We start from the raw sequence: 21000 nt of genomic DNA on the forward strand, positions 1-21000 counted from the left end.
GGTCACTTCGCAGTCGATGGATCAGGGGTCCCGCCGGGACCTGCGTACGGCGGCCCAGCCTGCGGCGGAGTTGGCAGCGGAGTTGGCAGCGGAGGCATCGGCCGGGGCGTGCGGATCACGGGCACCGGCCCGGTATGGATCGCGGCGGTATGCGGCATGGGTCCGCGCCAGCCCTGGATGGGCAGTTCGAACTTGCGGACCAGGCGGCCGGAGAACGGCGTCTGGTGGGTGCGGGCCAGCCGGACGGGCGTGGCGGAACGGGTGACTTCCACGCGCGCTCCGGGCGGGAGGTCCACCGAGCGCCGGCCGTCGCACCACAGGACGCCCTGGGCGTCGGTCCGGTTCAGGATTTCGACGGCGAGCCGGGACCGGGGTGAGACCACCAGTGGCTTGGCGAAGAGCGCGTGGGCGCTGATCGGCACGATCAGCAGCGCCTCGACCTCAGGCCACACCACCGGGCCGCCGGCGGAGAAGGCGTAGGCCGTGGAGCCGGTGGGGGTTGCCAGGACAACGCCGTCGCAGCCGAAGGAGGTCAGCGGGCGTTCGTCGACTTCGGTGACCACCTCGAGCATCCGTTCCCGGTTGCCCTTTTCGATCGCGGCCTCGTTGAGGGCCCAGGTGTGCCAGATCTTCTGGCCGCGGACCCAGACCTGGACGTCAATGGTCATCCGTTCTTCCACCGTGTACTCGCGGCTCGCGATCCATTCGACGGTCTGGGCGAGGTCTGCCCGCTCACTCTCGGCGAGGAAGCCGACGTGGCCGAGGTTGACGCCGAGCAGCGGGACGTCGACTTCGCGCACCAGTTCCGCCGCGCGGAGGATGGTCCCGTCGCCGCCGAGCACCATCACGAGCTCGACGTCGGGCAGCATCACGTGGTCATGGAGGATCTCGACCGGCTGGTCGAGGCGACCGAAGAAGCGGACCATGTCGCCGAGCTCGGACTTCAGCATCACGGGAACGATGCCGGCGTCGTGGAGCCGGGCGCACGCTTCCCAGGCAGCCTTGAGGGACTCCTCACGGCCGGTGTGGGCAAGGATGAGGACACGCCTGCTCATCGGGTTCCGCCTTCTGGTGCTTCTAGTACTTGGGCCAGATCGTTCCGAGTAACGCAGCAACGGCTGCGTCCCGCTCTTCGATCTTAGGCAGGTCTGTTCGGATCCCGCGCTTTATCCACAGGAAGTACTCGACGTTTCCGTCCTGGCCGGGCAACGGGCTGCTGGCGAGGCCCTTCAGTTCCAGCCCCGTATCCATGGCTTCCGCCGCGACTTTGCCCACCGCGAGGCGGCGTTCCCACTCCGAGGTGACAACGCCGGTGCGGCCCAGCCGGTCCTTGCCGATCTCGAACTGCGGCTTGACCATCAGGACCAGGTCGCCGCCTGGCACTGTGCACGCTGCGAGGGGCGCCAGCACAAGGGTGAGGGAAATGAACGAGAGGTCAGCCACCGTCAGCGCCACGGGTCCCCCGATCTCAGCCGGTGTCATGTAGCGGACGTTGAGTCCTTCGTGGACGGCGACGCGGGGGTCATTCCGGATCACGGGGACCAGCTGGTCATGGCCGACGTCGACGGCGACTACGTGGTCCGCGCCGCGCCTCAGCAGCACCTCGGTGAATCCGCCGGTGGAGGCGCCGGCGTCCAGGCAGCGCTTGCCCTGGACCTCGACGGCGGGAAAAGCGTCCAGCGCGCCGGCAAGCTTGTGCCCGGCACGGCTGACGTAGTTGTCCTCATCGGCGGCCGCAACGTGCAGGCTCGTGTCGTCCTGCACCTGGAGGGAGGCTTTGGCGAGCACTTCCCCCTTGGAGCTGACTTTGCCTTCGGCGATAAGGCGTGCGGCATGGGTGCGGGACCTCGCCAGCCCGCGGCCGACGAGGGCCTGGTCAAGCCTGCTCATGCGTGGCATCCCTTGGTGACGTGGTGGTTCCGGACTCGTTCAGGGCGGCCAGCAGTTCGTCATGCAGGCCGGCGTAGACGTCCCCGTGCAGGGCAACCGGCAGGCCGGGCAGTTCATTCAGGCGGTCCAGCAGGGCGGCGACTTCGGGGTCCGTGGAGGGGACATGCCCATCGGCTTCGCCGGGTTCCGCCGCACGCACCGGCCAGCTGACCTGGGCTTCTCCGCCGTCGGGGTCCGTTTCGGTGATGTGTTTCTGCTCGGTCATGGTCCCCAGTCTAGTGATCCAGCAAGGCTAGTGATCCAGCCATTCGAGCACCGGTGCCAAGGCAGTCGCGGTGTCGGGGTTGGCTGTCCACCAGGCCGAGCAAGCGGCCCGCCAGGAGTCAAGGTCGCCGGGATCACCGCTGACGCGGACTGTCTGTCCGTGCACGACGGCGGTGGCCGCGCCGCAGCGGTGCTGCCCGGCGTCGACCTCAATTTCCGGGTAGGGGCGGTAGAGGTCCGTGAGGTCGTTGATGAGGAAGTCGGGCCGTTCCAGGGTGCGGGCGGCCAGGATCGATTCCTTCGTGTCGACGCCGGTCAGGACGGCGACAGTGGCGAAGCCGGCGTTGTTGCCGCCGAGGATGTCGGTGTCCAGTCGGTCGCCGACGACCAGCGGCCGGTCGGCTGCCAGGCGCTTGGCGGCGGCGTGGAACAGCGGCGCTTCCGGCTTGCCGGCGACCAGGGGCTGTTGACCGGTGGCGGCGGCCACGGCCGCGACCAGGGTCCCGTTGCCGGGCGCCATGCCGCGGGCCTGGGGAATGGACATGTCCGTATTGGTGGCCACCCACAGGGCCCCGCCGGCAACAACGTACGCCGCTTCCGCGAGGTCTTTCCACCCGAGGTCCGGATGGAACCCCTGCACGACGGCGACAGGCTGCTCCGATTCGCTGCGGACCGGCACCATCCCCGCGAGTTCAATCTCCTGGGCGAGGGAGTCCCCGCCGGTGATCAGGACGCGGGCACCGGCCGGCAGCAGGGAAGCCAGCAGCTCCCCTGCCGCCTGCGAGGAGCTGACCACCTGGTGGTCCTCCGCCGGGGCGCCCAGATCGCGCAGGTGCTGCGCCACCTGGGAGGGAGTCCGGGAGGCGTTGTTCGTGACGTAGCCCAGCCCGACGCCGATCCCGACGAGCCTGCGAAGGGACTCCACGGCGCCCGGTATGGCGTGCGGGCCCGCGTAGACGACGCCGTCGAGATCGGCCAGGAGGGCGTCGAAGGTTGAGATCAGCTCCGCTGCAGCCATTCCTGCTCAGCCCTCGGAGCGTTCCGGCTCGCGGGAGTCGGCGTCGAGGGAATCCACTTCGTGGGAGCCGTCGTCGTGGGAGGCGTGTCCGGTCGCGCCAGAGTCGTCACCGGAGAGTACCTCCGAGCGGTCCAGGGCGTCCTTTTCCACCGAGTCGTCATCGGACTCAGCGTCGTCGGACTCCCAGAAGTCGGATTCGGCGTCGTCGGACCCTTCATCAACGGCGTTCGCTGAGGTTTCAGTTGATTCCTGGAGACCGGCAACGGCCTCGGCGCTGGCAGCACGCGGTGCGTGCTCCCCGGCAGCCGCGGCGGACCGCTGGGCAGCCTGCTCGGCAAGGAGCCGGCGCTGCTGCGCTTCCTCACGGGCTTCCTCTTCCTCGTCCCAGCCGAGGTCGATGATGTCCGGGTCCTCCTGGACATCAAGGCCGAGGGCGTTCTCGGCGACCGTGGCCTGGCGCTGCCACTTCTCCGCTTCGGCCGTGCGTCCCACCGCGGCCAGCGCCTCGGCGTAGGCACGGAAGAGGCGCGGGCTGTAGGAGAAGGCGCGGTTGATGTCGAGCTGGACGATTTCCAGTTCGGAGACGGCGGCGTCAAGCTGGCCGAGATCTGTCCGGGCGCCGGCCGCCACGATGGCGAGCTCTGCCTTGCCGGGGGCGTCGAGGTCCTTGGCTTCTTCGGAGCGGGCCATTTCCAGGGCGCGGTCGGGCCGGCCGAGTCCACGTTCGCAGTCAGCCATGACCGGCAGGTGCATGTTGGAGCCACTGATCCGCCGGTAGGTGCGGAACTCGCGCAGGGCTTCGCCATAGTGGCCGGCGGCGTAGGCGGTCAGGCCCACGGCTTCACGGACGGCCGCGAGGCGGCCACCGCGGCGGCTGGCCGCGAGGGCGTGCTGGAAGGCAAGCTCCGGCTCGTCGTCGATCAGGCGCCCGGCCATTACGAGGTGGCGGGCCACCCACTCGGCACTGTTGTCCTCGAGCGTCTTAATCTGGTGCTGCGTGGCGCGGTCAAGTTCCTTGCCAGTGACGTCGTCGTCGATCTGCGGTGAACGCTCGCGGTCGGGACGGTTGGCGCTGCGGAGATCGCGGGCGTTGGGGACGCGGACCGGGCGGTCTTCGGGCCGGTCCCGGCCGAACTGGCGGGGACCGGAGTCGCCGCGGTCAAAGGTGCGGGCAGGCCGGTCGTCACGGTCAAAGCCGCGGGCAGGCCGGTCGTCACGGCTGCCGAAAGGCTTCCGATTCTCGCCACCACCGCTGTACGGCGGCTTACGATCGCCTGCACCGGCACCGAAGCTGCGACGCTCCCCGCCACCTTCACGAGGGGCACGGTCACCATACGGCTTACGATCACGATCGCCACCACCGCTGTACGGCGGCTTACGATCGCCCGCACCGGCACCGAAGCTGCGACGCTCCCCGCCACCTTCACGAGGGGCACGGTCACCATACGGCTTACGATCACGATCGCCACCACCGCTGTACGGCGGCTTACGATCGCCCGCACCGGCACCGAAGCTGCGACGCTCCCCGCCACCTTCACGAGGGGCACGGTCACCATACGGCTTACGATCACGATCGCCACCACCGCTGTACGGCGGCTTACGATCGCCCGCACCGGCACCGAAGCTGCGACGCTCCCCGCCACCTTCACGAGGGGCACGGTCACCATACGGCTTACGATCACGATCGCCACCACCGCTGTACGGCGGCTTACGATCGCCCGCACCACTGAAGGGCTTGCGATCGCCTTCTCGTGCCGGACGGTCGCCGAAAGGCTTGCGGTCACGATTGTTGGAGGAAGGCCGCTCCCCCTGGGCCCCACGGTCATCGCGGGCACGGTACCCGCGGGGGTCGCCGCCGGAATTGTTGGTGCCGCGGAATCCTCCGCCGCCCGAACTGCGTCCGCCGCCAAAGTTGCCGCGGTCGTTGCCGCCGCGATTTCCGTCGTTGTGCTCAGCCATGCTGGATTCCTCCTGTTGTGAGCTGACCACTGGCGCAATCGCAGCCGCTCTATTCCGTGTTTCGTTCCTACGCAACCCGAAATCAAGCGCTTCGAAGTCCGTACATCTCATCCAATTCTAAGCGAGTCCCCTGCGCCCGGCTAACGGCAGGGGCTGTTTGGGCCGCCCCGGTGTCAAGCCTCACAAGCCGGCGCGCGCTCTGGGTATTTTCGGCCCCGAACTGCGGGAGGGTTCCGGATTTTACGTCGCGATCTGCGGGAGGGTTGACGGCTGGGCCACCGGGGGTGAGGGTGGGTCTGTGTTTTTTGTGAAGGAGGGTTAAATGCGGGAGAGCCCCAACCGTGGTGGTTGGGGCTCTCGACCGTTTAATGATGTTCCGGCGGTGACCTACTCTCCCACACCCTCCCGGGTGCAGTACCATCGGCGCTGTGGGTCTTAGCTTCCGGGTTCGGAATGGGACCGGGCGTTTCCCCCACGCTATGACCGCCGTAACCTTTTGTCCCGTTCCCCCTGGGGGGTGGGAAGTCTGGTGTTACAACTGTGGTGTTATTCAGTTGGTTTGGTTCCTCGAACAACGGGTTTGTTGTTTGGGAACCACATAGTGGACGCAAGCAGTCTTGTTTCTTTGTACTCTCTTCATGGTGTGAACGTCTTTTGAATCCGTTCACGAAGAGAGTGTGTGGTGTAAGTTATCGGCCTATTAGTACCGGTCAGCTTCACGAGTCGTTAGTCCTCGCTTCCACATCCGGCCTATCAACCCAGTGGTCTGGCTGGGGGCCTCTCACACACAAGGTGTATGGAAATCTCATCTCGAAGCGAGCTTCCCGCTTAGATGCTTTCAGCGGTTATCCCATCCGAACGTAGCTAATCAGCGGTGCACTTGGCAGTACAACTGACACACCAGAGGTTCGTCCGTCCCGGTCCTCTCGTACTAAGGACAGCCCTTCTCAAATTTCCTGCGCGCGCAGCGGATAGGGACCGAACTGTCTCACGACGTTCTAAACCCAGCTCGCGTACCGCTTTAATGGGCGAACAGCCCAACCCTTGGGACCTACTCCAGCCCCAGGATGCGACGAGCCGACATCGAGGTGCCAAACCATGCCGTCGATATGGACTCTTGGGCAAGATCAGCCTGTTATCCCCGAGGTACCTTTTATCCGTTGAGCGACGGCCATTCCACAATGTACCGCCGGATCACTAGTCCCGACTTTCGTCCCTGCTCGAGATGTCTCTCTCACAGTCAAGCTCCCTTGTGCACTTACACTCGACACCTGATTGCCAACCAGGCTGAGGGAACCTTTGGGCGCCTCCGTTACTTTTTAGGAGGCAACCGCCCCAGTTAAACTACCCATCAGGCACTGTCCCTGACCCGGATTACGGGCCGAAGTTAGATGTCCAAAGTGACCAGAGTGGTATTTCAACGATGACTCCACCCGAACTGGCGTCCGGGCTTCAACGTCTCCCACCTATCCTACACAAGCCACTCCGAACACCAATACCAAACTATAGTAAAGGTCTCGGGGTCTTTCCGTCCTGCTGCGCGTAACGAGCATCTTTACTCGTACTGCAATTTCGCCGAGTTTATGGTTGAGACAGCGGGGAAGTCGTTACTCCATTCGTGCAGGTCGGAACTTACCCGACAAGGAATTTCGCTACCTTAGGATGGTTATAGTTACCACCGCCGTTTACTGGGGCTTGAATTCTCAGCTTCGCCTTGCGGCTAACCGGTCCTCTTAACCTTCCAGCACCGGGCAGGAGTCAGTCCGTATACATCGTCTTGCGACTTCGCACGGACCTGTGTTTTTAGTAAACAGTCGCTTCCCCCTGGTCTCTGCGGCCCCTGCACGCTCCGGACAGCTTGTGTCCATCACGATGGGGGCCCCCCTTCTCCCGAAGTTACGGGGGCATTTTGCCGAGTTCCTTAACCATAATTCTCTCGATCGCCTTAGTATTCTCTACCTGATCACCTGTGTCGGTTTGGGGTACGGGCGGCTAAAACCTCGCGTCGATGCTTTTCTAGGCAGCATAGGATCACCGAATCCCCCCTTACGGGAGTCCCATCGGGTCTCAGGCATCATGAACGGCGGATTTGCCTACCGTTCGCCCTACATCCTTAGACCGGGACAACCATCGCCCGGCTCGGCTACCTTCCTGCGTCACACCTGTTAATACGCTTGCCTCCCAGGATCAGGTCCCGCGCTCCACCAAAACCCTTCACCCACAAGGGGTGTCAGGCAGGCTTCGGGCGGTTAGTATCCCCTGTTCAGCATGGGCGGTTTTTCGCCGGTACGGGAATATCAACCCGTTGTCCATCGACTACGCCTGTCGGCCTCGCCTTAGGTCCCGACTTACCCAGGGCAGATTAGCTTGACCCTGGAACCCTTGATCATTCGGCGGACGGGTTTCTCACCCGTCTTTCGCTACTCATGCCTGCATTCTCACTCGTGTAGGCTCCACCGCTGGTTTACACCGCGACTTCACTGCCCACACGACGCTCCCCTACCACTCCAGACGCCTGAACCAACCCACAAGGGGCGGCTTAGCTAATATCTGAAATCCACAACTTCGGCGGTGTACTTGAGCCCCGCTACATTGTCGGCGCGGAATCACTTGACCAGTGAGCTATTACGCACTCTTTTAAGGATGGCTGCTTCTAAGCCAACCTCCTGGTTGTCTTCGCAACTCCACATCCTTTCCCACTTAGCACACGCTTAGGGGCCTTAGTTGGTGGTCTGGGCTGTTTCCCTCTCGACTATGAAGCTTATCCCCCACAGTCTCACTGCTGCGCTCTCACTTACCGGCATTCGGAGTTTGGCTGACGTCAGTAACCTTGTAGGGCCCATTAGCCATCCAGTAGCTCTACCTCCGGTAAGAAACACGCAACGCTGCACCTAAATGCATTTCGGGGAGAACCAGCTATCACGAAGTTTGATTGGCCTTTCACCCCTACCCACAGCTCATCCCCTCCATTTTCAACTGAAGTGGGTTCGGTCCTCCACGACGTCTTACCGTCGCTTCAACCTGGCCATGGGTAGATCACTTCGCTTCGGGTCTAGATCACGCCACTGCAACGCCCTATTCAGACTCGCTTTCGCTACGGCTTCCCCACACGAGTTAACCTCGCGACGTAACACTAACTCGCAGGCTCATTCTTCAAAAGGCACGCCGTCACAACTACAAGGTTGCTCCGACGGATTGTAAGCACACGGTTTCAGGTACTGTTTCACTCCCCTCCCGGGGTACTTTTCACCTTTCCCTCACGGTACTGGTCCGCTATCGGTCATTAGGGAGTATTTAGGCTTATCAGGTGGTCCTGACAGATTCGCACGGGATTTCTCGGGCCCCGTGCTACTTGGGATACTCCCCGGGCGGTACACAACATTTCGGTTACGGGGCTCACACCCTCTCTGGCCGGCCTTTCAAGACCGTTCACCTATGCCTGCACTACACACCCCACTGTCCCGGCAGAGACAGAATGGGAAGTCCCACAACCCCGACCATGCAACGCCCGCCGGCTATCACACATGGAACGGTTTAGCCTGATCCGCGTTCGCTCGCCACTACTGACGGAATCACTATTGTTTTCTCTTCCTGCGGGTACTGAGATGTTTCACTTCCCCGCGTTCCCTCCACGCACCCTATGTGTTCAGATGCGGGTCACCAGGCAGCTCGCGCCCCTGGCGGGGTTTCCCCATTCGGACACCCTGGGATCACAGTCCGGTTATCGACTCCCCCAGGCTTATCGCAGATTCCTACGTCCTTCTTCGGCTCCTAATGCCAAGGCATCCACCGTGTGCTCTTAAAAACTTGACCACAAAAGATCAAAAACGCTAATTTTCGAGAGAACCATGAAAACCACACCGCCACCCAAGCCACACCCCAAAGGGCACAACCAACGCAACGGCACAGATCCAGGTTCATATTCTTGGAAATTGCTTCTTATAAAAGATGCTCGCGTCCACTATGTAGTTCTCAAACAACAACCCCATACCACACACCCCACACACACGTGTGCGCTCGGTGCAGCCAGGAAACCAGAAACACAAGTCCCGGACACCACAGCCAAAGCCGCGGACCCCGGTCCTGTTGCCTCAGGACCCAACAGTGTGCCAAACACTAAACCGCCCGTACCCCCCGGACACCGTTCCAGGAACCCCGCACTTCCAAAGAAGCACAAAAGGATCCGTACTGGGTGCCGCAGGAAAAACCAGCGGCCGCTATTTGTTGATATTCCACCCGTGAGCACCCGCCGCAGAACTAGCGTCTGCGCAACGGGCGTACTCCTGACAACACCACCACACAGACATAACGCCTGGCGAGGTTGTTGTAGGTGCTCCTTAGAAAGGAGGTGATCCAGCCGCACCTTCCGGTACGGCTACCTTGTTACGACTTAGTCCCAATCGCCAGTCCCACCTTCGACAGCTCCCTCCCACAAGGGGTTAGGCCACCGGCTTCGGGTGTTACCAACTTTCGTGACTTGACGGGCGGTGTGTACAAGGCCCGGGAACGTATTCACCGCAGCGTTGCTGATCTGCGATTACTAGCGACTCCGACTTCATGGGGTCGAGTTGCAGACCCCAATCCGAACTGAGACCGGCTTTTTGGGATTAGCTCCACCTCACAGTATCGCAACCCTTTGTACCGGCCATTGTAGCATGCGTGAAGCCCAAGACATAAGGGGCATGATGATTTGACGTCGTCCCCACCTTCCTCCGAGTTGACCCCGGCAGTCTCCTATGAGTCCCCGCCATAACGCGCTGGCAACATAGAACGAGGGTTGCGCTCGTTGCGGGACTTAACCCAACATCTCACGACACGAGCTGACGACAACCATGCACCACCTGTAAACCGACCGCAAGCGGGGCACCTGTTTCCAGGTATTTCCGGTTCATGTCAAGCCTTGGTAAGGTTCTTCGCGTTGCATCGAATTAATCCGCATGCTCCGCCGCTTGTGCGGGCCCCCGTCAATTCCTTTGAGTTTTAGCCTTGCGGCCGTACTCCCCAGGCGGGGCACTTAATGCGTTAGCTACGGCGCGGAAAACGTGGAATGTCCCCCACACCTAGTGCCCAACGTTTACGGCATGGACTACCAGGGTATCTAATCCTGTTCGCTCCCCATGCTTTCGCTCCTCAGCGTCAGTTAATGCCCAGAGACCTGCCTTCGCCATCGGTGTTCCTCCTGATATCTGCGCATTTCACCGCTACACCAGGAATTCCAGTCTCCCCTACATCACTCTAGTCTGCCCGTACCCACCGCAGATCCGGAGTTGAGCCCCGGACTTTCACGGCAGACGCGACAAACCGCCTACGAGCTCTTTACGCCCAATAATTCCGGATAACGCTTGCGCCCTACGTATTACCGCGGCTGCTGGCACGTAGTTAGCCGGCGCTTCTTCTGCAGGTACCGTCACTTTCGCTTCTTCCCTACTGAAAGAGGTTTACAACCCGAAGGCCGTCATCCCTCACGCGGCGTCGCTGCATCAGGCTTTCGCCCATTGTGCAATATTCCCCACTGCTGCCTCCCGTAGGAGTCTGGGCCGTGTCTCAGTCCCAGTGTGGCCGGTCACCCTCTCAGGCCGGCTACCCGTCGTCGCCTTGGTGAGCCATTACCTCACCAACAAGCTGATAGGCCGCGAGTCCATCCAAAACCACAATAAAGCTTTCCACCCCCCACCATGCGATGAGGAGTCATATCCGGTATTAGACCCAGTTTCCCAGGCTTATCCCAGAGTTAAGGGCAGGTTACTCACGTGTTACTCACCCGTTCGCCACTAATCCCCCCACAAGTGAGGTTCATCGTTCGACTTGCATGTGTTAAGCACGCCGCCAGCGTTCATCCTGAGCCAGGATCAAACTCTCCGTTGAAGTAAAACAGACACAACACGCGCCCCCGGGAAAACGGGATGCACGCGCTGCACAAAATTTGAAACCAGCTGTAAAAACCAGACCACACCACGGGGTGGCGGACCTGGTCAATTCAACCAATTCAATACAATAAATTGGTATCAACAAACTTGGCACACTATTGAGTTCTCAAACAACAGACACATTCGAATTACTTGCCGAAACAATTCAATGTAATTGAATTCTTTTGTTTCGCTTTTCCTTCGCTGCGATATTTCAAGCTTATTTCATTCATATCCACATTGCAAATCCGGATTTTCAACCGAAATTCACTTGGTCGAGTGAATGCGCCCAGCAAAATGTGAAGCAACTTTTCATTCCTGCGTCACGTACTCCGGGGAGCCGAAAGCGCTAGAAGAATTGCTTCTCTATTTTTGTTGGGGTTGGTCGCCACTCTGCGGTGGCGACTAGAAAAACAATACACGCTCCGCCTCGACCTTGCAACTGGATCGTGGCGGAGCGTGCAGATGACGCGGGGTGTCGCGTTAAGACGCGCTGACTTCCACGGTGGCCAGGTTTTTCTTGCCCCGGCGCAGCAGCAGATAGCGGCCGTGAAGCAGCTGGCCGCGTTCGATCAGGGTGTCAGGATCGGACACTTTGGCGTTGTTGACGTAGGCCCCGCCCTCCCCCACGGTGCGGCGGGCGGCGGACTTGCTCTCGGAGAGGCCGGTTGCCACGAGCAGGTCGATGATGCCCAAGCCGGCCGCATCGACCGTGGCCGACGGCAGTTCGGACGTGGCCGCCTTGAGCGTCGCCTCGTCCAGGACAGTAAGGTCGCCGTTCCCGAACAGGGCAGCGGAGGCGGCGATGACCTTTTCGGTGGCGTCCACCCCGTGCACGAGGGAGGTGACTTCGTAGGCAAGTTTGCGCTGTCCCTCGCGGGCGAACGGCCGCTCGGCAACCGCGACCTCGAGGGCCTCGATCTCGGCCCGGCTGAGGAACGTGAAGACCTTCAGGCGTGCCGCTACATCGCTGTCCGCCGTGTTGAGCCAGAACTGGTAGAAGGCATACGGGCTGCACATCTCCGGATCCAGCCAAATGGCGTTGCCCTCGCTCTTGCCGAACTTCGTGCCGTCGGAGTTGGTGATGAGGGGCGTCCCCAGTGCGTGGACGTGTTTGCCCTCGACCTTGCGGATGAGGTCGGTGCCGCTGGTGAGGTTGCCCCACTGGTCCGAACCGCCGGTCTGCAGGACACAGCCGTAGTCGCGGAAAAGCTGAAGGTAGTCCATACCCTGGAGGATCTGGTAGCTGAACTCCGTGTAGCTGATGCCCTCATCGGAATTCAGGCGGTTGGCAACAATGTCTTTTTTGATCATGGTGCCGACGCGGAAGTGTTTGCCGATCCCCCGCAGGAAGTCGATGGCACTTAGTGGCGCGGTCCAGTCGAGGTTGTTGACCATCCGGGCCGCGTTGTCGCCCTCGAAGCTGAGGAAACGCTGGACCTGCGCCTGCAGTTTTCCGACCCATTCCGCGACGGTTTCGGGGGTGTTGAGCACACGTTCGGCGGTCTGGCGCGGATCTCCGATCAGGCCGGTGGAGCCGCCGACAAGACCGAGGGGCTTGTGGCCGGCGAGCTGGATCCGGCGCATCAGCAGGAGCTGGACCAGGTTGCCCAGGTGCAGGCTCGGTGCGGTGGGATCGAAGCCGCAGTAATACGTTGAGGGATCACCGGCGAGCAGCTTTTCCAGCTCCGCCTCATCCGTTGAGACGTGGACCAGGCCTCGCCATTTCAGCTCCTGCCAGACGTTGGCGAAGCTGGGGTCATTCTGCTGGGAACGGAGATCATTTAGCTGGGACACGGAATCTAAGTTAGCAGGATCAGGGCACCCTCAGCGCGTGTGACCGTCAGCCGACCCGCCGCCGGACGGCAGGCGCCGGGCGGCGGGCGGCTGCCGCCGGGCCGCAGGTCCTACTCTTCGATGCCGGCCGGCACCCCGGCGGCGGCGATGAGCCGCAGCCGCTGGGTGGGCCGGGTCATGGCGACGTACAGGTCGCCGACACGGCCGTGCTCATGGTTGAGCATGGCAGAGGGCTCCAGCACCACAACGCCGTCGAACTCCAGGCCCTTGGCCTCGCGGGGGCTGATGACCACAATGTCCTGCACGTAGCTGCCGGCATCGGTGCCGACGCGGCGGCCGTAGACGGCGCGCAGCGCCGCGGTGGCCGCCGGGAGGAGATCGCCGTCGGCAATTACCGCCAGCAGACCGCCCTCCAGCGCCTCAAGTTCCTGCGGCAGGACCTCCACGAGCTTGCTGATGATCTGGCCGGGCTCGACGCGGTCGATCACCGGCGTCCAGCGGCCTTCTCGGACAGCCTTCGGCGCGGAGACGACCAGTCCCGCTGCGTTTGCCATCCGGGCGGCCGCCTCGGCAATCTGGGAGGGCGTGCGGTAGTTGACCGTGAGTTCCTCGAGCTGCCAGCGGTCCCCGAACATGGGCGCCAGCGCACCCTGCCAGGAATTGGCGCCGGCCACGGAGCTTGTCTGGGCGATGTCGCCCACGATGGTGAAGGACTTCAGCGGGCAGCGGCGGACCAGCAGGCGCCACTGCATCGGCGAAAGCTCCTGGGCCTCGTCCACCACGATGTGGCCGAACGCCCAGCTGCGGTCCGTTGTGGCACGCTCGGCTGCGGTGAGCCGGGCTTCGCGTTCCTGGTTCTGGTCCACGAGCTCTTCCGCGGAGATCAGGACGTCCACGCCGGCGGTTTCCATGTTGACGAGAGTCTGCTTGGCATTGGCGAGGTCGCGGGCGCGGTCGTTTTCCTGTTGGGCCAGTCCCCTGCCGGCGGCGGCGTCGAGTTCGCCGAGGAGCTCGGCGGCCTCGTCGAGCAGCGGAACGTCGGCTTCGGTCCAGGGAGCATCGGCGGGCCGGAGCAGCAGTTGACGCTCGGCCGGGCTGAGATCCGGGGTGCAGGCTTCCAGGATCGCGGGCTTGCTCAGGAGTTCACCGATGAGCTTCTCCGGCGTCATCGGCATCCAGCATAGGTTCAGGGCGATGCGGACGTCCCGGGCGGAGCGGACATCCTCGGCCAGGTACGAGCGGTCGGCGTTGTTGCCGATGCTGCCGGCTTCGACAAGTTCCGTCATCTGCTCGGTCAGTTCGCGCAGCAGGATCTTCACGAACGAGACACGGGCCTCGTTGTGCGGCTTGCCGGTGGAACGGGCCCTGTCCCTGGCGCGGCGGACCTGCCGGGGAGTCAGGAGAAGTTTGCGTCCGTCGACTTCGAGGACGCGGTTTTCGGCCGGTATGCGCTGCCGGTTGGCCACGGCGTTCGCCACGACCTCGGCCATGTCCAGCCGCCCCTTGATGGCCGCGACCTCGGACTCGGGCTCGGCGACCGCATGGATACCGGGCATCAGGCGGCCAACGCTCGCCATCACGACGCCGGTTTCACCGAGCGACGGCAGCACGCGCTCAATGTACTTCATGAACGACGACGACGGTCCCACGAGCAGGACGCCGGCGGTCTTGAGCCGGTCCCGGTGGGTGTAGAGCAGGTAGGCGGCGCGGTGCAGCGCGACGGCGGTCTTGCCGGTGCCGGGACCACCCTGGACCACGAGGGCGCCGGAGATCGAGGAGCGGATGATCCGGTCCTGCTCGGACTGGATGGTCCCGACAATGTCTGACATCCGTCCGGTCCGCTTGGAATTCAGGGCTGCCAGCAGCGCGCCCTCGCCCTGGAGGGAGTCGTTGTCGGCGAGCAGGTCGGCGTCGAGGACGTCATCCTCGATCGCTTTCACCTCGCGGCCCTGCAGGATGAGGTGGCGCCTGCGGCGTACACCCTGCCGGTCGAACGCTGTGGCCTGGTAGAAGTGGCCGGCTTCCGGCGCGCGCCAGTCCAGCATGAGGCGCTGGAGGTCCTCAGTGGTCAGGCCGATGCGGCCAATGTACTGGGCCTCCCCGGAGTCGAGGTCGAGGCGGCCGAACACCAGCCGGTCGTCGACGGCGTCGAGCTGGGCGAGGCGGTCCTCGTACAGTGCCGCGAACGCGTCCCGCTCGGAGACGTTCTGCATGGTGCCCACCGCACCGGCGCGCCGTACCTGCGCCAGCTGGGCGCGCTTTTCCGCCCGCAGCTCATCCAGCCGGGCGTAAAGTCCGGCCACATAGTCGCGTTCATGGGCCAAATCAGCGTCGTGCATCGAACGTTCCCCTATCGAAAAAGACAGACCAACCATTCTACAACCATTTCGGTCTCCCCACTGGCACATGCCAGTTTTTGCAGGCATTCTACCCAGCAAAACGCAATCGTCCATTGCTTCCCGGAGGCACGCCCCGACCTGCTGGCGCGGCAGGGAACCCGGCAGGGAACGGGTTATAGGCGCAGCAGTGAGCTGACCCGGTGGCCACCGAGGGCCGAGCGGCCACCGAGGTCGCCGAGTTCCATGACCACACCCACACCGGCGACCTCCACGCCACAGCGTTCGAACAGACGCACGGCGGCGCCGAGCGTGCCCCCCGTGGCGAGGACGTCGTCGAGGATCAGGACGCGGCTGCCGGGAGCGAGGTCGGTGGTGTGCAGCTCCAGGGTGGCGTTGCCGTATTCGAGGGCGTAGTCCTCGGAGACCACTTCCCGCGGCAGCTTGCCGGCCTTGCGGACGGTGATGACGCCCGTGCCGGTGGCGTACGCGGCAGCGGCAGCGAGCAGGAAGCCGCGGGCCTCCACCCCGGCGACGGCGTCGAACTGGCCCGTGAAGGGCGCCACCAGGGCGTTCACGACAGCCTTCAGTGCCGCGCCGTCGGCGAAGACGGGGGTCAGGTCCTTGAAGACGATGCCGGGCTTGGGGTAGTCGGGGATGGTGGCGCACAGGCTGCTGATCAGCCCGGCCACCTGCGCGGCGGTCTCATCCGCGGTGGTCTCATTCATGGTCATCGTGGTCTGGTGGAGCTCGCTGGGATTCACCCGTCAACCTTACTGGCTGGTCCTGCGGCGTCCGGCACGTCCGCTTGATCCCCGGCAACCTGGCAGTCAGCAAATGTTCATTTCAGCGGCGCCGGATTCGACCGCTCCGTCCACTCCGGCGGTGATTGAATGCTCCAATGCGACACGACATCGTCCTCTCCGGCCACGGGGTGCACCTGGTTCCGCTCGCCCCGGACCACGCGGAAGGTCTCTTTGATTTTGTGGATCCCTGCATGTGGGCGGGCATGGCCGCCCCGCTGCCCGGGACGGTTGGCGAGCTGGCAGCACTGTTCCAGTCCCGGCTGGATGATCCCGCCACCATCGCCTTCGCTGTGACGGACAGCCGGACCGGCGCCCTCCTGGGCACCACCTCCCTTCGTGACTTCGTCCCGACCCAACAGCGCCTCGAAATCGGGGGGACGTTCTTCGGGCGGCAGTTCTGGGGCAGCCACGTCAACCCTGCCAGCAAGCACATGCTCCTGGCCCACGCCTTTGACGTCCTGGCAGTCCACCGGGTGGCGTTCCGCTGCGACACCCGCAACACCCGGAGCGCGACGGCGATCGAACGGCTCGGCGCCCGCTTCGAGGGGGTCCTCCGCGGCCACCGCGCGGCGCCCTGCGGGGGCCGCGCTGACACCGCCGTCTACTCGATCCTCTCGCAGGAGTGGCCGCACACGCGCGAAGACCTCCGGCGCCGCCTTGCCCCGTTCGCCCTCGGAGCCGAGGGCGCGGTCCCCACCCTCGCCGCGTCCTGAAACTCCCTAGGTCTCCGCCGGGGGCCCGGCGTCGTCCGTCGGCACAGCGGGAGAGCGCAGGAGGCCGTTCGCGAATGCGTACCTCACGACGTCGAGCGCTGTGCGGAGCGCTTGCTCCGCGTCGAACCGTTGGGCCGCCGCGGCACTGAGGCGATTGTTGTCCTGTGCCCATGCCGAGCGGTGGAACCGGTCGGCATCGCCGTGCAGAAGCCGCCCGTAGAGGACGTCCTCGAAAGTGTCACGGCCATGATCCGGGGCCGGTTCCGGCGTCACGTGCCGTCGTCCCTGGACCATCTCAGGGGTGAACATGCCGGCCACTGCCTCGGTCGCCTCCACGAGCAGGGGGTCTGCCGTGTAGTTGCACAGGCGGAGGGCCCGCACCACGAGCTTGAGGGACACGTGTTCGTCACGGACGATGAACTTGCGCAACAGGGCTGCCCGGAAAAGTTCCATCCAACGCCGGCGCTCCCCCTCGAGGGAGTCCATCGGGACCGGCCCGCCATCCGGCCGGAAGAGCTCGACCACGCGGAAGTACTCGGCGGCCAGCTGCTCAAAGATCTCAAGCCGTTCGAGCTCGCTGCGCGGCTTGCCCCGCTTGCCCTCACCCATAAGAACTCATCATCCCCCCGCGACCGGATGCCAGGGAACCACCGCCGCGGCCGCTAGCCCGGGCGCACTTTCGCCGCCTTGTAGCGCGAGACGGTCGGGTCGCCGTTCAGCCAGAAGCGCCACGGGTAGTCGTGGGTGCCCCCTGCGCCGGAGACACCGACGCGTGGTCCGGCGCTGACGTCCACGGCCTGGAGCGCCGGGAGTTCCAGCCGGAACGGGGCCCCGAGCGCGTCCCGGCCGCTGTCCGCCGTCGTGATGCCGAGCGCGGTGGCGAGCCGGGCAGGGCCGCTTGCCAGGTCCGTGGAGGCCTTCGACGTCGGCCGCCGGGTGAGTGCCAGGTCCTCCCCGGCCACGATCTCGCCGGCCCGCAGCAGCACGGCGGAGGCCACCCCCGCCGGCCCGCACACGATGTTGGCGCAGTGGTGCATGCCGTAGGTGAAGTAGACGTACAGATGGCCGGCCGGGCCGAACATCGGGGCGTTGCGGGCGGTGGCGCCGCGGAAAGTGTGCGAGCCGGGATCCGGGTGCGGTGAGTCGTGCGGGCCCAGGTAGGCCTCCACCTCGGTGATCCGCACGGACACCAGGCCGTCGCGCCCCTCGTGCGTCAGCACTGCGCCGAGCAGCAGCGGCGCCACCTGCCGGGCGTCTGCGGACAGGAGCTCCCGGAGCCCGCCGGCAGAGAGTCCACTGCCGGGCACGCTGGCCGGAGGCGTCATACTCATGCTCCGACTTTAACAAACCATCCGGATCCCCCTCCACGGCCGTGTCCGATTTCCGCTAGCAGCAGTACCGTGAAGCTGGCAGGATGAAGTCATGGACTTCTGGCAGCGCTACCGGGCAATCGATGCCCGGGACACCCGGTTCGACGGGCAGTTCTACACCGCCGTCCGCACCACGGGCATCTACTGCCGGCCGTCATGCCCGGCCCGGACCCCCAAGGCGGGGAACGTCTCGTTCTACGAAACCTCCGCTGCCGCGCACGACGCCGGTTACCGGGCCTGCAAACGCTGCCTGCCCGAGGCCGTCCCCGGCACGCCTGCCTGGAACCTCCGCTCGGACATCGCCGGGCGGGCCATGCGGCTGATCAACGACGGGGTGATCAACCGCGACGGCGTGGAAGGGCTCGCCGCCCGCCTCGGGTACTCCTCGCGGCAGCTCAACCGGATCCTGAGCCACGAACTCGGCGCGGGACCGCTGTCCCTCGCAAGGGCAAGCCGGGCCCAGACCGCCCGCACCCTGCTCGTCTCCACCTCCATGAAGGCCGCCGACATTGCCTTCGCGGCCGGCTTCAGCAGCGTCCGCCAGTTCAACGAGACGATCGGCGAGGTCTTCGCCATGACCCCCTCGGCGCTGCGGGCCACCGCCCGGCACCACCGGTCGCCTGCCGTGACCGCCGTGTCGTCGACAGCCCTGACCCTGAACCTGCCATACCGCGAGCCGTTCGATCCGGGGGTCTTCAATTTCCTCGCGGTCCGGGCCATCCCCGGCATCGAGGAAGGCTCGTCGACCTCCTATGCCCGGACCCTTCGCCTGGCCCACGGCGACGCCCGCTTCCGGGTGGACTACGACGCCGGTACAGCGGGCCGCCCGCTGGTGCTGACCATCGGCGCCGTCGACCTCCGGGACCTGCCCTCCCTGCTCAGCCGGGTCCGCCGGCTGCTGGATCTCGACGCCGACCCCGTCGCCATCGACGCTGCGCTGGGGTCCGATCCGCGGCTGGCAGCCAGCGTCGCTGCTACGCCGGGCATGCGGATGCCGGGCGCCGTCGACCCGCAGGAGCTGCTGATCCGGGCCATGATCGGCCAGCAGATCACCGTCGCCGCGGCCCGGACCGCGCTCGTCCAACTGTCCGCCGCCGGGAGCGGGAGCCTGGTTCCGGCCGACGGCCTGGACCGGATCTTCCCGACCGCGGCCGAAATTGCGGAAACCGGGTTCCAGCTGCTCCGCGGCCCGCAACGCCGCATCGGCTCGGTCCGGGGCGCTGCCGCCGCAATGGCGTCGGGAGCGCTCGACTTCGGCTACGGCGATGACCTGCCCGGGCTGGAGTCCAAACTTCTGCCCCTTTCCGGCGTCGGGCCGTGGACGGTTGGCTATGTGGCGATGCGGGTGATCGGCGCCCCTGATGTCTTCCTGGCCAACGATGCGGCGGTGCGCAATGGCATCCGCGCGCTCGCCGTGGATACTGGCGGCGCGGCCGTGTCCGCCGAAGCCCCCCTGAGTCCTGACTTCCGTGAGCTCAGTCCCTGGCGCTCCTATGCCACGATGCACCTGTGGCGCGCGGCGGCCGCCGCCCAGGCCACGGCGCGCAGGCCGTCCGCTCCTCCGAAGAAAGTGAAATCATGAAAGCCCAGTTGTTGACCATGTCCACCCCGGACGGCCCCTTCACCATCATTGCCCGGGGCGGGTCTGTGCTTGCCTCAGGGTGGACCGCCGTTCCCGGCGAGCTGACCGGGCAGATCCACGCGGACCTGCTGCCCGGTGAATACGAAACCGTCACAGGGCTGGGCGCCATCTCGGACGCCGTCGAGGAGTTTTACGCCGGTAACCCCGAACCGGCGATGGGGGTGCCTGTGCTGCAGAAGTCGGGTCCGTTCCGCGGCCATGCCTGGGACATGCTCCGCACCGTCGCGCCGGGACACCCCGTGACCTACACCGAATACGCGGAGTTGTCCGGAAACGTGAAGGCCGTGCGCGCCGCGGCCAGCGCCTGTGCCTTCAACGCGGCGGCGCTCTTCGTACCCTGCCATCGTGTCATCCGCACCGACGGCAGCCTGGGCGGCTTCCGCTGGGGGCTGGCTATCAAGGAGAGCCTCCTGGACCGGGAACGCCAGCTGGCCCCCGCCGTGAAGTAGCGCCGGCCCTTAGACGGCGCCGAGGTGAGATTTCGCGCCCATGTCGTGAAGGATCATGGGCGCGAAATCTCACCTCGGCGGAGGTCTCAGCGGGTGGCGGGCACCCCGGCCGGCCACGGCAGCAGCGCGGGGAGGTCGACGCCGTCGGCCGCCGCAGTGGCGCGCAGGCTGCCGAGGGTCGGCGTGCGTCCGGCGAGCCAGGCCGCGATGTCGGTCAGCATCCCGTTGATGGCCGTCGACCGGCCGCCGGGGGCCCCGATGGCCACGGCAGGCAGGCCGAGCGGCTGGAGGACGAACCGCTCCCCCTCCGGCACGCGCGCGGCCAGGAACTCGAAGAGGTGCTCGCAGAAGGCCCGGCTCCAGGTTTCCGGGCCGCGGCCCGTGCCGAGGTCGGTGGCGTGGATGGTGAGTTCGCGCCAGAGGGCCAGCCCGCCATCGAGCACGACTCCCCCGCGGTAGCTGATGGGTACCTGCCAGCCGGCGGCGTCGAGCGTTTCAAAATCCTGCAGGGCCCGGCCCAGGGCGGCGTCCACATCGGCACGGTGTTCGGCCAGGGTGTGTCCGGCTGCCATGTCGATGGCGCGGGTCCGGCCTTCGAAGCCGCCGTCGTAGAGTTCGATGCTGTCGCCCCGGGCGGCGAATTCCAGCTGGCGGGCCATCGCGTTGGCGATGCCGCTCAGGTGGGCCAGCACGTGGCCGCGCGTCCAGCCCGGCAGTTCCGAGGGCGCCTTGACGTCCTCTTCGGACAAGGCGGCAGTGATTCCGGCGACGACGCCGGCGGCGCGGTGCAGTTCTTCGAGGAGGTTTTCCGGCGTGATGGGGGTCATGGCGAACATCCTAACCGAGCGCC

The 21000-nt window shown here is 64.9% G+C and carries 14 protein-coding genes and 3 rRNA genes; 3 read left to right on the plus strand and 14 right to left on the minus strand.

The genetic code is table 11. The annotated features are described in order from the left end of the window. Positions 1-2 precede the first annotated feature (2 nt). From GXK59_RS10545 to GXK59_RS10595, 11 genes are all read right to left on the minus strand, one after another. Complete coding sequence (locus GXK59_RS10545; protein WP_160666604.1) at positions 3-1055, minus strand: NAD kinase; 1053 nt, start codon at positions 1053-1055, stop codon at positions 3-5. 22 nt (positions 1056-1077) lie between these two features. Beyond that, on the minus strand, positions 1078-1890 hold the full coding sequence (locus tag GXK59_RS10550) for a TlyA family RNA methyltransferase (RefSeq protein ID WP_202129110.1): 813 nt from the start codon (positions 1888-1890) through the stop codon (positions 1078-1080). After that, positions 1877-2155: a hypothetical protein gene (locus GXK59_RS10555; protein ID WP_160666608.1), complete on the minus strand. Its 279-nt coding sequence runs from the start codon at positions 2153-2155 to the stop codon at positions 1877-1879. Before GXK59_RS10555 ends, GXK59_RS10550 begins: the two co-directional genes overlap by 14 nt. Positions 2156-2182: 27 nt before the next feature. Next, positions 2183-3172: an HAD-IIA family hydrolase gene (locus GXK59_RS10560; protein WP_160666610.1), complete on the minus strand. Its 990-nt coding sequence runs from the start codon at positions 3170-3172 to the stop codon at positions 2183-2185. Positions 3173-3178: 6 nt separating this feature from the next. Then, positions 3179-5131, minus strand: a complete 1953-nt coding sequence (locus tag GXK59_RS10565; RefSeq protein ID WP_237393854.1) for a hypothetical protein — start codon at positions 5129-5131, stop codon at positions 3179-3181. Between the two features lie 374 nt (positions 5132-5505). Next, positions 5506-5622 (minus strand): 5S ribosomal RNA (rrf, locus tag GXK59_RS10570). Positions 5623-5810: 188 nt separating this feature from the next. Next, positions 5811-8944 (minus strand): 23S ribosomal RNA (locus tag GXK59_RS10575). 528 nt (positions 8945-9472) lie between these two features. After that, a 16S ribosomal RNA gene (locus tag GXK59_RS10580) occupies positions 9473-10996 on the minus strand. The 16S, 23S and 5S rRNA genes sit together here, the layout of an rRNA operon. A 524-nt stretch (positions 10997-11520) precedes the next feature. After that, on the minus strand, positions 11521-12834 hold the full coding sequence (gene tyrS, locus GXK59_RS10585; protein ID WP_160666612.1) for a tyrosine--tRNA ligase: 1314 nt from the start codon (positions 12832-12834) through the stop codon (positions 11521-11523). A gap of 110 nt (positions 12835-12944) precedes the next feature. Next, complete coding sequence (locus GXK59_RS10590; RefSeq protein WP_160666614.1) at positions 12945-15173, minus strand: HelD family protein; 2229 nt, start codon at positions 15171-15173, stop codon at positions 12945-12947. Positions 15174-15346: 173 nt separating this feature from the next. Next, a complete protein-coding gene (locus GXK59_RS10595; protein ID WP_202129206.1) occupies positions 15347-15898 on the minus strand; it encodes an adenine phosphoribosyltransferase in 552 nt (183 codons plus the stop codon). 173 nt (positions 15899-16071) lie between these two features. Here GXK59_RS10595 and GXK59_RS10600 point away from each other — a divergent pair, with 173 nt between their 5' ends. Then, entirely contained in the window at positions 16072-16689 is a 618-nt protein-coding gene (locus GXK59_RS10600) for a GNAT family N-acetyltransferase (protein WP_160666616.1), read from the plus strand. A gap of 6 nt (positions 16690-16695) precedes the next feature. Here the strand turns inward: GXK59_RS10600 and GXK59_RS10605 are convergent, their stop codons facing one another. Beyond that, positions 16696-17298, minus strand: a complete 603-nt coding sequence (locus GXK59_RS10605) for a hypothetical protein (RefSeq protein WP_160666618.1) — start codon at positions 17296-17298, stop codon at positions 16696-16698. A 53-nt stretch (positions 17299-17351) separates the two neighbouring features. After that, complete coding sequence (locus GXK59_RS10610; RefSeq protein WP_237393855.1) at positions 17352-18020, minus strand: DNA-3-methyladenine glycosylase; 669 nt, start codon at positions 18018-18020, stop codon at positions 17352-17354. 91 nt (positions 18021-18111) lie between these two features. Here GXK59_RS10610 and GXK59_RS10615 point away from each other — a divergent pair, with 91 nt between their 5' ends. Continuing rightward, entirely contained in the window at positions 18112-19641 is a 1530-nt protein-coding gene (locus GXK59_RS10615; RefSeq protein ID WP_160666620.1) for an AlkA N-terminal domain-containing protein, read from the plus strand. Next, on the plus strand, positions 19638-20150 hold the full coding sequence (locus GXK59_RS10620; RefSeq protein ID WP_160666622.1) for a methylated-DNA--[protein]-cysteine S-methyltransferase: 513 nt from the start codon (positions 19638-19640) through the stop codon (positions 20148-20150). Before GXK59_RS10615 ends, GXK59_RS10620 begins: the two co-directional genes overlap by 4 nt. Positions 20151-20236: 86 nt before the next feature. Here the strand turns inward: GXK59_RS10620 and GXK59_RS10625 are convergent, their stop codons facing one another. Beyond that, entirely contained in the window at positions 20237-20977 is a 741-nt protein-coding gene (locus GXK59_RS10625; protein ID WP_160666624.1) for a maleylpyruvate isomerase family mycothiol-dependent enzyme, read from the minus strand. Positions 20978-21000: the final 23 nt, after the last annotated feature.

The organism is Pseudarthrobacter sp. ATCC 49987 (assembly GCF_009928425.1).
Taxonomy (GTDB): Bacteria; Actinomycetota; Actinomycetes; order Actinomycetales; family Micrococcaceae; genus Arthrobacter.